This is a genomic window from Chitinophaga caeni, from assembly GCF_002557795.1.
GTDB classification, from domain to species: domain Bacteria; phylum Bacteroidota; class Bacteroidia; order Chitinophagales; family Chitinophagaceae; genus Chitinophaga; species Chitinophaga caeni.
This window is the reverse complement of the sequence record NZ_CP023777.1, coordinates 598,195-613,405: the sequence shown is the minus strand read 5'-3', so window position 1 is coordinate 613,405 and position 15,211 is coordinate 598,195. Positions and strand designations below refer to the sequence as shown.

Annotated in this window: 13 protein-coding genes; 5 read left to right on the top strand and 8 right to left on the bottom strand. The window is 42.3% G+C overall.

Translation table 11 applies throughout. The features are described 5' to 3' along the window. Nucleotides 1-319 precede the first annotated feature (319 nt). A complete protein-coding gene (gene ade / locus COR50_RS02450) occupies nucleotides 320-1,954 on the bottom strand; it encodes an adenine deaminase (RefSeq protein WP_098192506.1) in 1,635 nt (544 codons plus the stop codon). A gap of 162 nt (nucleotides 1,955-2,116) precedes the next feature. Here ade and COR50_RS02445 point away from each other — a divergent pair, with 162 nt between their 5' ends. After that, complete coding sequence (locus COR50_RS02445) at nucleotides 2,117-2,839, top strand: LolA-like protein (RefSeq protein ID WP_098192505.1); 723 nt, start codon at nucleotides 2,117-2,119, stop codon at nucleotides 2,837-2,839. Between the two features lie 86 nt (nucleotides 2,840-2,925). On the opposite strand, the gene COR50_RS02440 is transcribed toward COR50_RS02445, so the two are convergent. Next, nucleotides 2,926-3,942, bottom strand: coding sequence for a helix-turn-helix transcriptional regulator (locus COR50_RS02440; protein ID WP_098192504.1), 1,017 nt, complete (start codon nucleotides 3,940-3,942; stop codon nucleotides 2,926-2,928). Between the two features lie 152 nt (nucleotides 3,943-4,094). On the opposite strand from COR50_RS02440, the gene COR50_RS02435 reads away from it, so the two are divergent. After that, a complete protein-coding gene (locus tag COR50_RS02435) occupies nucleotides 4,095-4,703 on the top strand; it encodes a hypothetical protein (protein ID WP_098192503.1) in 609 nt (202 codons plus the stop codon). Between the two features lie 166 nt (nucleotides 4,704-4,869). Then, nucleotides 4,870-5,505, top strand: a complete 636-nt coding sequence (locus COR50_RS02430; protein ID WP_098192502.1) for a peroxiredoxin — start codon at nucleotides 4,870-4,872, stop codon at nucleotides 5,503-5,505. Between the two features lie 329 nt (nucleotides 5,506-5,834). Here COR50_RS02430 and COR50_RS02425 read toward each other — a convergent pair whose 3' ends face one another. The 3 genes from COR50_RS02425 to rlmN all read right to left on the bottom strand — a co-directional run bounded on the left by COR50_RS02425 (nucleotide 5,835) and on the right by rlmN (nucleotide 8,821). Next, nucleotides 5,835-6,557, bottom strand: coding sequence for an RluA family pseudouridine synthase (locus COR50_RS02425; protein WP_098192501.1), 723 nt, complete (start codon nucleotides 6,555-6,557; stop codon nucleotides 5,835-5,837). A 65-nt stretch (nucleotides 6,558-6,622) separates the two neighbouring features. Next, on the bottom strand, nucleotides 6,623-7,723 hold the full coding sequence (locus COR50_RS02420; RefSeq protein WP_098192500.1) for a pseudouridine synthase: 1,101 nt from the start codon (nucleotides 7,721-7,723) through the stop codon (nucleotides 6,623-6,625). A 36-nt stretch (nucleotides 7,724-7,759) separates the two neighbouring features. After that, nucleotides 7,760-8,821: a 23S rRNA (adenine(2503)-C(2))-methyltransferase RlmN gene (rlmN, locus tag COR50_RS02415; RefSeq protein WP_098192499.1), complete on the bottom strand. Its 1,062-nt coding sequence runs from the start codon at nucleotides 8,819-8,821 to the stop codon at nucleotides 7,760-7,762. An 80-nt stretch (nucleotides 8,822-8,901) separates the two neighbouring features. On the opposite strand from rlmN, the gene COR50_RS02410 reads away from it, so the two are divergent. Beyond that, nucleotides 8,902-10,101 (top strand): thiolase family protein, encoded by a 1,200-nt coding sequence (locus COR50_RS02410; protein WP_098192498.1) that lies wholly within the window; start codon nucleotides 8,902-8,904, stop codon nucleotides 10,099-10,101. Nucleotides 10,102-10,129: 28 nt separating this feature from the next. On the opposite strand, the gene COR50_RS02405 is transcribed toward COR50_RS02410, so the two are convergent. From COR50_RS02405 to COR50_RS02395, 3 genes are all read right to left on the bottom strand, one after another. Next, on the bottom strand, nucleotides 10,130-10,948 hold the full coding sequence (locus COR50_RS02405) for a hypothetical protein (protein ID WP_098192497.1): 819 nt from the start codon (nucleotides 10,946-10,948) through the stop codon (nucleotides 10,130-10,132). Between the two features lie 38 nt (nucleotides 10,949-10,986). Then, a complete protein-coding gene (locus COR50_RS02400) occupies nucleotides 10,987-11,190 on the bottom strand; it encodes a hypothetical protein (protein WP_098192496.1) in 204 nt (67 codons plus the stop codon). 264 nt (nucleotides 11,191-11,454) lie between these two features. Further along, nucleotides 11,455-12,042 (bottom strand): RNA polymerase sigma factor, encoded by a 588-nt coding sequence (locus tag COR50_RS02395; RefSeq protein ID WP_449384853.1) that lies wholly within the window; start codon nucleotides 12,040-12,042, stop codon nucleotides 11,455-11,457. Between the two features lie 266 nt (nucleotides 12,043-12,308). Here COR50_RS02395 and uvrA point away from each other — a divergent pair, with 266 nt between their 5' ends. After that, on the top strand, nucleotides 12,309-15,134 hold the full coding sequence (gene uvrA / locus COR50_RS02390; RefSeq protein WP_098192495.1) for an excinuclease ABC subunit UvrA: 2,826 nt from the start codon (nucleotides 12,309-12,311) through the stop codon (nucleotides 15,132-15,134). The last annotated feature ends 77 nt before the right edge of the window (nucleotides 15,135-15,211 follow it).

Sequence of the window (15,211 nt, the reverse complement as noted above, 5' to 3'; positions counted from 1 at the left end):
CTCTGACCCATACAATAGGACGTTTGCAATTGTACCGGAAACGAAATGGTAATTACTCCTTGCACCACGAACTACCACTTATTGGATTACTATTGCTATCGAACACGATGTTCTATCAGTTGAACGTTGTTGCCCCCGCTAGTTCAAGCTTCCGAGCTTGTACTAGCGGGGGGCAGGTTATTTCAAAATAAAATTGAAGGTCAAAACAAGAAAACAGCTTTCGAATACCTACGGCTTGAAAGTTAGTGCCAGCAAGGTTTTTGGCGTATAGGTCGGGGCAAGAGAGCGGATACAACTCCCTAGCTCATACCTATTCGCGCTACACAAACTGGAAAGTATCGCCATTAAATAAGCCCAGGTCACTTAGTTTCAAATGTGGAATTACCAGCAATGCCATAAATGATAATGTCATGAATGGAGCTTCCAGTGTTGAACCCAAATCTTTTTTTACAGAACTGTCCACCTGGGTATATTGAGAAGCTATATCAAACGCATCCAAATGACTCATTAATCCTGCTACCGGGAGCGGTAGGTATTGCAGTCTGCCGGTAGTAGAAACGCTGATGCCGCCTTGACCATCAATGATAAGATTAACCGCTTCAACGATGCTTTTATCATCTACTCCAACTACGATGATATTATGACTATCATGTGCTATGCTGGAAGCGATGGCGCCTTTTTTTAATCCGAAGTTTTTTACGAACCCTACGGCAACGGGGGCATCTTGATAGCGGTTTACCACGGCTATTTTTAATACATTCTGCTGAAGATCAGCGTGAATGAGCCCATCCAGCACAGGGAGAACCGCCTTTTCCGCTAATGTTATTAACTGCCCATCCAGCGCTACAATTACCGGCACTTCCTGGTTCTTTGAAGCAGGGTCGTTTGCCCGTACTTCGAAGTCCATCAAAGATTTCATAGAAGTGTTGAATTGATTGATGGGTTGGGTATAAACGGAGCGAATGAAAGTCTTCCCGTTTTCAGCGATCAACTCACCTTTCACAAAAGTCTTTAACACGTTGAAATCCTTGGTGTTATCTACTATGATGAAATCAGCCGGGTGGCCTACTTTCAGTGTGCCGGATGCTAAGTCATAATGTTGAACCGGGTTGATACAAGCCATCTTCAGAACGTCATACAGGTCATAGCCCAGGTCCAAGGATCTTTTGACCAGCACATTAATATGTCCTTCCAGTAAACTGTCCGGGTGTTTGTCATCGCTGCAAAACATCATATTGTCGGCATGCTTTGGAATTAGCGGGGCTAGGGCATCAAAGTTCTTGGCTGCGCTTCCTTCCCGTATCAGGATTTTCATACCTAGGTCCAGCTTTTCTAGGGCTTCCCCCGCGGTAAAACATTCATGATCCGTGTTGATCCCGGCAGCTACATATTCCCTGGCGGCTTCCCCCGTTAAGCCGGGTGCATGACCATCAACCGGTTTCCCGTATTTACGGGCGGCGGCGATTTTTTGCATCACGTCGGGGTCTTTATGGAGCACACCCGGGAAATTCATCATTTCCGATAAATATTTAATATCATCCCTTTGTAGAAGGGCGTCCACATCACCGGCGGTTACTGCGGCTCCGGCGGTTTCAAAAGATGTGGCGGGCACGCAAGACGGCGCCCCGAAATTGAAGTAAAAAGGAACTTTCTTAGCGTTATCCAACATGAATTCTACCCCTTTTATCCCCAAAACATTTGCAATCTCGTGGGGATCAGAGACAGTTGCCACGGTGCCGTGGATGGAAGCCAAACGGGCAAATTCAGAAGGGATCAGCATGGAGCTTTCAATATGCACATGGGCATCGATAAAACCGGGTAAAATGAAATTTTCCACCGGTTGGTCGGTAGGAGAAATGGCGGTTATCATGCCGTTATCCACGCTAATTATGGCAGGGAATATCCTTTTGGCCTCAATATCTATGAGGTTTGCAGCAATCTCGAAACTATTCATAGTACTAAATTAAGTGAATTTTCTGCGACCCGAACGCAGTCAAATTTAATCCGTAAATTCCGCAGTTCGTAATGGGCAAAACGCTGTTGATGTAACAAATTTTTAACTTACCATATATAGCGTACCTTTAATGTAAATTTACAAACACTAACAAATTTGATTATGAAAAGAGTAAAAATGTTGGCCCTATCATTAGCTCTCATATTCACTGGAGCAGTTGCAAGCCAAGCTCAATCTGTCGATGAGATCGTGAATAGGCACCTTGCCGCAATGGGAGGCGCCGATAAACTGAATTCCATCAAAAGCTTGTATATCGAAGGGAACATGGAAATCCAGGGAATGGAAATTCCTATTAAACAATGGATCATTCAAAACAAAGCCCTGCGCCTTGAAATGGATGTTATGGGAACCAGCAATATCCAGGTGGTAAAACCAACTACAGGCTGGATGCAAATGCCCGTTAGTAATGTCCCCGATCCAACGGATATGGAGCCCGAACAAGTGAAGACCGCCGCTAAACAACTGGATATTTCCGGCGATTTGACAAATTACGCAGCTAAAGGATCTAAAGTTGAACTGAAAGGAAAGGAAACATTGGATGGCGTTGATACCTACCATCTTGTAATGACTGATAAAGACGGTAAAAAACAGGACCTGTTCCTGGATGCCAAAACTTACTATATCGTTAAGAAAGTTATGACTGCTGAGCAACAAGGCCAGGAAATGACGATCGAAACTTTAATCAGTGATTACCGTAAAGGTGATGATGGGTTTATCTCTGCTCATGCTATCGAGCAACCATTAACCGGTATGAAAATGACTTTCTCAAAAGTGAACTATAATGTGGATGTTGATAACAAATTGTTTGATAAGCCAACAAACTAATTTCATCTAGTCATATAATACTTGGGGTGATTCTTTTATAAGGATCACCCTTTTTATCGATAGAAAGGGCTGCCATCAATCTCAATCTAGTCATTATCCTTGTACAAATGAAGAACGGCCCCGGCTTCTTCCGCGAGTCTTTGGGCTAAGCTGCGCGGTTCGAGCACTTTCGCATTTTTCCCATAACTCAAAAGTAACATGATTAGCTCCGTGTTAATTACTACCTCGATTGACACGCGGCATTCTTCCACGTTATCGATTAGTACTTTCTGCGTATTGTGTATGGGTTGTGATTTAACGTACTTCCCTTGTAATGGGCTAAGGGAGATGATAATCTTTTTCGGCGCCTGGTCGTCGGATACGGTTATCCCGATAGCATGCCTGAAGTAGCTGGCATCATCGAAATTCTTTTCATCAAACTGGAGGTTGGTAGGCCATATTTTAATGATCCGGTCTAAACCGAAAGTCAACACCGAAGCATTCTTACTTTTTTGGCTTTTCCCTACCAGGTAAAACCTGTCTTGGTATTCCCTTAGATGGTAAGGCTCCACCCAATGTTCCTTCGGCTCTGTCCGGCCAAAACTTTGGTAGGCTAGGCGTATCACTTCGCGGTTCTTAATGGCATCGATAATTTCGGGGATAAACTCGGTTCCCTTGAACTGCGTAGCTTTTGAAAAGCGGATGAGCCCTTGATTTTCGAGGCTATCACGGTTTATTTTTAAACTGGTTGCTATTTTCAATATAGCATCTTCAAATTGCTGTACTACCGGCAAACTCCTGAATTGTTCCAATATGCCGATAGCAATTTCCAGGCCTTCCAGGTCGGCTTCATCGATCGGGATTTGATTAATGGAATAACTATCGTCGGAGTAGGAATAAGTCCTACTGGAACGATCGTACACGATGGGTGCGAAATAATTTAAGTTGGTATCGCTCCGCATATGTTGAATATCTTGTTGGATGGTTCGTTCCCCAACCGGTTTTTCTATTTTATCAGAAACATATTCAATGATATTCGCCAGGGTGGGTTTGGGTAACCTTTTGTTCCTTAAACGTTCATCTATCCAACGAAAGCGCGACAAGGCATCTTTATTGAAGGGCATATTTTGCTGTTTATAGGTAGGTAAAAATAAGGAAAAATAGCAGTTAGGTCACCGGAAAAATAGGTTTTACAGCGGTATGAATAGAAAAAAATTACTGCGCATATCCAATGCGTGAACAGCTAGTAATTTAGTAGTATCAAACTTTAAATGCTATGAAAAAGTTACAGGATGATTCAACTAAACTTATTACTTCAGCTATCTCCATAGGCCAAATTATATTGGACGATTCACATTATTTAACCTTTTGGGGATATATCCAATCCCCTTCCGGCGAATGGAAGCGGTGTGATTTCGTGACCAATTACGAAGTATTGAATAATATGCTTCGTTACGTGGAACAGTACCATGAATCCGTTCAGATGACGATCGTGCAAAAGCTGGAGAATATGGAACGTATCCCGGAAATGATCGATTTTGAAGCACAGACGGGTACGGCTATCCGCTTTGAAGATATTCGGTTTTACTTGGCAAAGCCGATTTATAAAAGAAAAGACGCCTGGGCTACATATTCGGTGAATAATTGTTGGTATATAGAAAAGGTAGAAGCATTACCCCGCAAACAATATTTGCAGGATCACCCGGTTATCCCGTTAGACGATTGCCTAGCTATTTTGCGGGATCACTATGAATTGTACCTCGGTTATTTGGAACTAGACTTCCTAGAAGAAGATGCGAGGAAGAAAGCTTGCTTGGATAACGATCATAAATTTACCCTGGCCTATTATGCCTGGAAAGAGCAAGTGGAAAAGAGGCGTGGCTGAATTCCATAAAATAATCTTGTTCTCCCCCGGTCGAATACCATTTTACCGCTAAAACAACCACTTATCCAAAATTATCTTAATGGTTGGTTAATCTTTAAAAAAATTGTTTTAAAGTCTATTATATTTATAGGAAATTAGTATTTTTGGCGGGTTAAAACCTTTTATTATGAGCTTAAGACTTGGAGATACAGCGCCAAATTTCAAGGCAACCACTTCACAAGGGGAAATTGACTTCTACGAATATTTAGGTGACAATTGGGGTGTTTTATTTTCTCACCCTGCCGATTATACGCCGGTTTGTACCACGGAATTAGGTAAAACAGCCTTATTGAAAGACGAATTTGCAAAGCGTGGTGTAAAGGTTTTGGCTGTAAGTGTTGATCCGGTTGACAAGCACCTGGGTTGGATCAAGGATATTAACGAGACACAACATTGCGAAGTTACCTTCCCGATTATCGCGGATGAAGATAGGACTGTCGCCAATTTATATGGAATGATTCACCCGAATGCATCAGAAACATTCACGGTGCGTTCCCTGTTTGTAATAGGGCCTGATAAAAAGGTGAAATTGACAATCACTTACCCTGCTTCTACCGGGAGAAACTTTTTCGAGGTATTGCGTGTTATAGATTCATTGCAGTTGACTGCTAATTATAGCGTGGCAACACCGGCAGACTGGAAAGATGGTGAAGATGTGATCGTGGTTCCTTCTATCAAAACGGAAGATATTCCTGCCCGTTTCCCTAAGGGTTACAAGGAAATCAAGCCATATTTAAGGACGACACCGCAGCCTAATAAATAGTTGAGTTTCAATTCAAAAAACAAATAAATGGATTTTATTTGTGATAGGCAGAAAATTGTGCTAGTTGGATAAAGAATTCGTACTATCTTTACCAGGTATATTCTATTGAATTGATTAAGATATTTATATATTTTTAGCTGGGATATAGCATGCTAAATCGTTTTTGGCATCTTGGCTAGATTTAAAGATTTTTTTTAATGGTTGGTTTTTGATTTTACGAAACGGGGATTTTTCCCCGTTTTTCTTTTAATAAACCTCCGTAAAATAAAAAAGGACGAAACTAGTGTTCCATCCTGGTAATCCCGGGTTCCCGTATCGTGATTATTACCCTACCTAACTTGTTTCCGTAATTGTTGCAGTACAGCGTTCATATCTTTCGGTAGCGGGGCTTCCAAACTGTAAATTTGCCCGTCGTAACCATTGAACTCCAACCGGTAGGAATGCAGGGCTAGCCTCCCGAGGAGTGGCCGCTCTTCTTCCACGTACTTGCCCAGTTTGAATTTTTTCTTGATATTACTAAGAAATATGGGTTTTCCGTTACCATACAGTGCATCCACGGCAACCGGGTGCCCCAACCATTTCATGTGTACCCTGATTTGGTGCATACGACCTGTATGTATTTGCATTTCAACAAGGCTATATAAATCAAACGTTTCCTTGACCTGGTAATCGGTATGCGAAGTTTTTCCCTTACTGTTCACCACCATTTTTCCCGCTTGAACAGGATGTTCCATCAAGGATTCTTTTATGGAACCCTTCTCATTAGGCAAAATACCATTTACGATACCCAGGTAGAATTTGGATACTTCCCGGCTTTCGAAGAGCTTAGAAAGATATTTATGGCTTGCGGCATGCTTTGCAAAGATGATCAAACCACTGGTGTCTTTATCTAGCCTATGCACGATGAATATCTCGTTGTATTTCTTTTTGAGCAGGCCTGATAATGAAGATAATTCAGCATTATGACGATCCGGCAAAGTCAATAATCCACTTGGTTTATTGATAGCCACCATATCGTCGTTTTCGAATATAATATAATCTTCTATGCGCATATCTATACAAAAACTGCCGCCGCCAGCTTATTTGACAGCATACAGTTCAATTAATTCTAAATTAGTTATTTGAAATGTTTTAACAGGATAACTTCCTTCTCGGAGAGCAGGCGCCATTTTCCCCGAGGTAAATTCTTCTTGGTTAAACCGGCATACATCACGCGATCCAACTTCTCAACATTGTAACCCATGTGTTCGAAAATCCTGCGTACGATCCTGTTTTTACCGCTATGGATCTCGATGCCCAGTTGTCTTTTATCTTTCGGATCGGTATATCCCAATGCATCTACATATGTGATGCCATCCTCAAGGGTGATACCATCCATGATTTTTTCACTATCAGATTTTGTCAGGGGCTTATCCAGTTCGACCTGGTAAATTTTCTTGATATTGAAACTTGGATGGGCCAATTTTTGTGCTAAATCACCATCATTGGTTAATAACAATAAGCCCGATGTATTACGATCTAACCTGCCAACGGGATACACCCTTTCGTTAGGCGCATCAACGATAAGATCCATGACGGTTTTCCTTCCTTCGGGATCATCTGTTGTTGTAATATAACCCTTTGGCTTGTTTAGCAGGATATATACCAGGTTCTTGGTAATATTGATTTTCTTGTTAGAAAGTTTTACGCTATCAGTCGGGAGTACCTTGGTAGCAGGTTCTAAAACCACGTTTCCGTTCACGGTAACTTTTCCTTCCTTGATTAATTCCACCGCTTTTCTCCTCGAACAGATTCCACTATGGGCGATGTATTTATTCAATGGCATCTCGTTCGGATCCAAAGATGCTACATCCCTAGATTTTTTCTTGTCTTCCTTTTTCAGTTGCTTGGTAGCGAACCTTTCGTTGGCAGTATCCATGAATTTTTGACGGTTAAAGCCACTCGGGGTTTCGCGGTTAGGGTTTTTATAGCCTTTCTCAAAAACAGGTTTACCGTATGCCGATTTCTTAACATGTTTCTTATCAGCTGAACGGGAACTGTTAGATACATCATCGGGAGATGATTCATTAGTATCTTTAAAATAGCGTTTCGCTTGTTTTGTTTTTTCGGGTAAGGACCTGTCGGGATATTTAGCAGATGCGTATTTTCGTTTGCCTTCGAGGGGAGATTCTTTAAATGGACTGAAGCCTTTGCTCCCGGCGGTTTTTTTGTGTTTCATTATTGAAATGTATTTGCTGCATTGCTGCAGTAATGCTTATACAGTAGTTTGTGTTGTTTTTTGTTTATTGGCCAATTGTCCGCAGGCGGCATCGATATCTTTACCGCGGCTTCTTCTTACCCTAGCATTTACTTTATGTTTGGCCAGGTAATCCATGAATATATCGGTGGCATCCATATCTGGTTTGCGGAAAAGGGCATTGTCGATCGGGTTATACTCAATCACGTTGACGAGATCCACCGGTACTTGGCGGTAAATCTTGATCAGTTCGTCTGCATCTTTCTGGGAGTCATTGAAATCTTTGAAGAGGATATACTCAAATGAAATTTCGTTCCCGGTCTTTTTATAAAAGTAATTGAGGGCATCGATCAGTTCTTTCAAACTGTTGCTGTCATTGATCGGCATGATTTCGCTTCGTTTCTTATCATTGGCAGCATGCAAGGACAAGGCCAGGTTAAAACGAACTTGATCATCTCCCAATTTCCGGATCATTTTTGCGACGCCGGCAGTAGAAACGGTGATCCTTTTAGGACTCATCGCTAGGCCATCCGGGGAAGTGATTTTCTCAATAGATTTAAGAACATTGTTATAATTCAGCAATGGTTCGCCCATCCCCATATAAACGATGTTGGTCAACTTTTTACCGGATTGAGCCAAGGCTTGTTGGTTTAAGAGCGCCACTTCATCGTAAATCTCATCGAAATCTAAATTTCTTTTGCGATCCATGTATCCTGTTGCGCAGAATTTGCAACTTAGGCTACAGCCTACTTGGCTGGATACGCAAGCTGTTTGCCGGTTATCCGTGGGAATGAGAACGCCTTCCACGATATTCCCGTCAAATAAACGGAAACTATTCTTAATAGTGCCATCAGAACTTTGCTGGGTAGTCCCGATTTGGATGGCCGGGAGTGTGAAATGATTTTCAAGGTATGCACGCAATGATTTGGACAGGTTGGTCATCTGTTCAAAACTAGTTGCATGGCGTAACCACAGCCATTCGTACACTTGTTTTGCACGGAAAGCTTTCTCGCCATTCTGGGTGAAAAAATCTTGTAACTCATTCAGGCTCAAGTGCCTAATATTTTTCTTGCTGCTCATTTCACTGCAAAGGTAACGAAAAGTAACTGCATGCTTTCTTTTCTTGTAAATTGTTGATTTTACTTATTTTCGATGTCCTTATGCAAACAGCTTATATCGTAGACGCAGCCAGGACGCCTATCGGGCGTTATGGCGGGGCACTGAGTTCCGTTCGCCCCGATGACCTGCTAACAATAGTACTCAAGGAATTAGTTGCACGCCATCCTGGCATGGATGTCAATGCCATCGAAGATGTAATTATAGGCGCGACCAACCAAGCGGGTGAAGATAACCGCGATGTGGCCCGCATGGCCGTTTTATTGGCCGGGTGGCCGGTATCTATCGGCGGTAATACGGTCAACCGGTTATGCGCCAGTGGTTTACAAGCTATAATGGACGCTTCCAGGGCTATTATGTGCGGCGAGGGCGATATTTATATTGCCGGTGGTGTAGAAAGTATGACAAGGGCGCCATTCGTGATGGGGAAAAGCGAAGGAGCATTTAGCCGTAAAACGGAGATGTACGATTCTACCATCGGGTGGAGGTTTACCAATAAAAGGCTAGCAGGGATGTATTATCCTTACTCGATGGGTGAAACAGCCGAGAACGTGGCCCGGCAGTGGAATATCAGCCGCGGGGACCAGGATCAATTTGCTTTCGACAGCCAGCGGAAATATAAACTAGCCTTGCAGGCCGGCAAATGGGCGGACGAGATCATCCCCGTACCAATTACTCCAAATAAGGAAGAAAGGGTCATTTTTTCGCAAGATGAGCATCCGCGGGATACCAGCTTGGAGAAGTTGGCCAGCCTAAGACCTGCTTTTGCTAAGGACGGATCGGTAACAGCCGGTAATTCTTCGGGGATCAATGATGGCGCTGCGGCGGTCATCATCGCTTCGGAAGCTGCCATAAAGCGTTACCAACTGGTGCCAATGGCGAGGATCGTAAGCATGGCTGTGGCAGGCGTGGACCCTTCCATTATGGGAATCGGGCCGGTTCCTGCTACCAGGAAAGCATTACAAAGGGCATCCTTGCAGGTGCAGGACCTGGATGTGATTGAATTGAACGAGGCTTTTGCCGCACAATCACTGGCTTGCTTACGGGACTTGGAACTTGATCCTTCGAAGATTAATCTCAACGGTGGTTCCATAGCTATCGGTCACCCGTTGGGATGCAGCGGGGCTAGGATCACGGCCACGTTATTGCACGAGATGAAGCGTCAACAAAACGCGAAGTACGGTTTGGCAACGATGTGCGTCGGTGTGGGACAAGGCGCCGCGATGGTGTTTGAACGGGTTTGAGATTTTGCTAGTTATTACAATAGCGCAATTATCCTTTAAAAGTTTTAATCATTGTATCTAATTGTTCATTGTCTAACGTGTGAATATGTTTATGTAAGTCACTTATACCGATAAACAATGATTCATCGAATTTAGACATATTTACAATTTCACATATTGGAATAACCATTTCATTTGGCGATTGAGTATTGATAAATTGAAGCTCCGTTATTTCATTTAAATTCGCGAAAGGTGAAGGGGGCATATTCAGGATAATCCATCTTTTAGTATTGCTATCTTGATAACCTTTCAGGCATGGAATAATGGCAATATATTTATAACCAATCGGCTCAATTAAACGTTGTATATATCCAACTATTATAAAGTTCTGCTTTGTAATGATGAAGATTAATTTATCTTTTGAATAATGATCACTTAATGAATTCCAAATTATTCTGTCGAATGAAGTGCCCCATCTTTGTACGGCAAAATTGAATGAGAAATATTTCTTAAACATCATATTCAATATAATTGCCATCGGGTAAGATATCATCAAAGTTAGGCAAGCATACTTAATACTAAGAGTTGGTTCTTTATCGAATATTAATTTTAATAAAATAGAGTAATAGTCATTTATTTTGTAGATAGGGCATACACGAAATATTACTTCATCTTTATAAGTACTTGAGAGGTGTACTAATATTTTCAAGGTTAAACAAAATACAAGTAATGCGACACCCATGATGATCGAGTTGTAGATCAGTTTTTGACGATCAACAGTTTGGTGATAATATTTAGTTAATTTGCAGGTAATTATAAATATATATCCGCCTATAACAGGAGAAATAAGTACATCTATACTGGACATACCGGGTTAACAATTTAAATTATTATTGTGAATTATTTTTAATGCGAGGATTTATACTTGAGCGTTTGATAAATTCTAGTAACTTCCTTAGCCATTGCCTTCCTCTCTTCTTCGCGGTACTTTTCATCTACATAGGCATGATCGTTAAATGTTATTTTGATGCGTTTAGGGTTAATATTTCCATTTTTAACTTCTTTTCTCCACTGGAGATAAGCCTTAAGTAGTTCTATAATAAATTGCATAATAAATATTGTTATATAGAACAAAAGTCAAATACTGAATTGGATTCAATATATGACAATGGCCAACATGTCCTGAAGTGAATATTGAGAATATTTGAATTGATTTTCAAACTTCAACAAATCTACCTACTTTTCAATTATTGAAAAAATTTCAAGCGTGTCTCTTACGTCAAATTTTACGTCACTAGCGTTAATTTGTGCAAAAAATAAACGAGCGGTCGCACATTACGTACGGCCGCCCGTCGATGGCAAGCAAAAAAGGGTTTACAAACAAATATGTTTCTCGGTCATCATCTTGCGCAGGTTTATTAAACCGTAGCGCATCCGACCTAATGCCGTGTTGATACTTACCTGCGTAAGATCTGCAATTTCTTTGAAACTTAAGTCGGCGTAATGCCTGAGAATGATTACTTCGCGCTGCTCTTCCGGCAATAAATCGAGCATTTGCCTTACCCGGTCATGGCTTTGACGGGTGATCATTTGCTCTTCGGCGCTTTTCTCGCTAAAACTCAATACGTTGAAAATATCTTTGTCATCATTCGTCTTGATGATCGGGGTTCTCTTGATTTTACGGAAATGATCCACGCACAAGTTATGTGCTATCCGCATCGCCCAAGGTAAAAACCTTCCTTTCTCGGTGTAACGATCCGCGCGGATCGTATCTATCACCTTGATAAAGGTATCCTGGAAAATATCCTCTGCTAAGAAAGGATCTTTGACCAATAATATAATCGATGTGAATAATTTGTCCTTGTGACGGTAAACAAGTTCTTCCAAAGCGGAGTTATGCCCCGATTTGAAAAGCGTGATCAATTCTTCGTCGTTGAGTTTGTTAATTACTTGCATAGACATTCTACCAAAACAGGTTAGTAAATTAAATCAACAGTATGTAGGCTGATTATTAAGCGTGTAGAAGTTTATGCAATAAGGTGTAGTGTTTGGTAATAGAATAAATTTGAAAGTCAGTTATTGCAAATATAATAGAATACTTCAATAAAACAACGAACTGTTAAATATTTTCAGGCTATTTTTTGCTAATTTTCTGTTATTCAATGCCCCCTCAAAAATGAATTTTCAGCTTTCGGGAGAACGCAACTTTTGTTTACATTTGTTGTCTTATGGCTACAAAAGCAACGAAAGTGAAAAAGAAGGCTCCTGCAAATGTTGTTGATACCCAGGACCATATCCTCATAAAAGGCGCCCGCGTACATAATTTGAAAGATGTTACCGTCGCCATCCCAAGGGAAAAGTTAGTCGTAGTTACCGGTGTTTCCGGTTCGGGAAAATCTTCCCTCACCATGGACACTCTTTATGCCGAAGGGCAACGCCGCTACGCCGAAAGTCTCAGCGCTTATGCCCGGCAATTCTTGATGCGTATGAACAAACCCGATGTGGATTACATCAAGGGTATTTGTCCTGCCATCGCCATCGAGCAGAAAGTAATTACCCGTACCCCGCGTTCCACCGTGGGCTCCATGACTGAAATATATGATTATTTACGCTTGCTTTTTGCAAGGGCAGGTAGAACGTATTCCCCTGTTTCCGGCAAGCTTGTTAAGAAAAACGAAGTGGCCGATGTGGTAGATTTTATCACCAAGCTGAAGCATGGAACGAAAGTCTTGATCCTGGTGCCTTTTAAACAACATGCCAAGAGGGATGCCAAGGAGGAATTAAACATCCTGATGCAGAAGGGGTTCTCCAGGATGTATTTTATGGATGCGGGCGACGGGAAACCTACCCGTATCGAGGAATTGTTGGAAGAGAAAAAGCCCAAAATACCGAAAGATGCTTACGTGCTCGTAGATCGTATCGTGGCGAAAGAGTTTGAAGAGGATGATTTGCACCGGATCGCGGATAGTGTGCAAACTGCGTTTTATGAAAGTGAAGGGGATTGTATCCTGGAGTTGGATGGCTCGAAATTACAAGCGTTCTCCAACAGGTTTGAACTCGATGGCATGCAGTTCGAGGAACCGGTTCCGAACTTGTTTTCTTTTAATAATCCTTACGGCGCTTGCCCCACTTGCGAGGGCTTCGGCCAAGTACTCGGAATTGATGAGGACCTGGTAATCCCGGATAAAAGGTTAAGCCTTTATGAAAATGCGGTGGCTCCTTGGCGCGGTGAAAAAATGAGTGCCTGGAAGGATCAGTTTATCAGGGTGGCCAAGAAATTTAATTTCCCTGTGCACAAGCCGATCGCGGATCTTTCTGATGAGCAGTACCGTAGCTTGTGGAAGGGAAATGAATACGTGGAAGGGATCGATGATTTTTTCCGCATGGTGGAACAGAATCTTTACAAGGTGCATTACCGTGTCATGCTCTCCCGCTACCGTGGGCGCACCGTTTGCCCAACGTGCAACGGCGGCAGGTTAAGGCAGGAAGCTTTGTATGTAAAAGTTGGGGGTAAAAATATCGCTGAATTGGTTGACATGCCGATCGATAAATTGAAGGATTGGTTCGATCATCTCGAACTGGATGAATATCAACAACAGGTTTCTAAAAGGATCATGATCGAAGTGAATCATCGCCTGAAAACTTTATTGGATGTAGGTTTAGGTTATCTTACTTTGAACCGGGTCGCCAATACGCTCAGTGGTGGTGAAAGCCAACGGATTCAACTGACCCGCACCCTGGGTAGCAATCTTACCAACTCTTTATACATTTTAGATGAACCGAGCATTGGCCTGCATGCGAGGGATACTGATCGGCTGATCGGTGTATTGAAAGAATTGAGGGACCTGGGGAATACCGTGGTAGTCGTGGAACATGATGAATTGATGATGAAGGAGGCCGATTACATTATCGATATGGGGCCGCTTGCCAGCCATTTAGGCGGTGAAGTGATCTTTGCCGGAACCTACGATGAAATACTGGAAGATCCGAAAAGTTTGACCGGTAATTACTTGAATGGTACTTTACGCATCGATCCGCCTAAACAAATCCGCAAATGGAAAAAGTCGATCAAGGTGGAAGGCGCCAGGCAGCATAACTTAAAGAATATTGATGTCGAATTTCCCCTGGGCGTACTTACCGTTATAAGCGGGGTCAGCGGTTCCGGTAAAACAACCCTCGTCAAGCAAATCCTTTATCCTGCGCTGATGAAATTGAAAGGTGAGTTTTCTGATAAAGTTGGGCGGCATAGAACTATATCAGGAAACGTTGATGACATTACGCAAATCGAGTTGATAGATCAAAATCCTATCGGTAAGTCCTCGCGTTCCAACCCGGTAACTTATATCAAGGCATACGATGAAATAAGGGATTTATTCTCGAAGCAAGCCCTTAGTAAAATGCGCGGTTTTACCCCGAAACATTTTTCTTTTAACGTGGATGGCGGGAGATGCGATTCCTGTAAAGGAGAAGGAGAAGTGGTGGTGGAAATGCAGTTTTTGGCCGATGTTCACCTCGTATGTGAAACTTGCGGTGGAAAACGCTTCAAGGAAGAGGTGCTGGAAGTGATGTACAAGGGGAAAAATATATTCGATGTACTGGAGATGGGGGTTGATGAAGCCATCGAATTTTTCAAGGACGAGAAAGATGTCGTGAATAAAATCCGTCCCTTAAGTGATGTAGGTTTAGGTTATGTCAAGTTAGGACAGTCTTCCGATACATTAAGCGGCGGTGAGGCGCAACGGGTGAAATTAGCTTCATTCCTTGGTAAAGGTCGCGCTCAAGGCCAGATTCTTTTCATATTTGATGAACCCACTACCGGTTTGCATTTCCATGATATCAAGAAATTATTAGCCTCTTTTAATGCGCTAATTGAGCAAGGTCATACCGTGTTGGTGATTGAACATAATACCGATGTTATCAAAAGCGCCGATTGGCTGATCGATCTTGGTCCTGAAGGTGGTGAAGGTGGCGGAAATTTATTGTATACCGGTATTCCTAGCGGGATATCGAAGGAAAAACAGTCTTATACAGGGAAATTTTTGGTACAACAATAACCGGAAATGATCTCTCTAAGGAAATACTCCCCCTAGGAATCCCTGCGGGTCGGGCTCGCGAGCCCGACCCGCAGGGA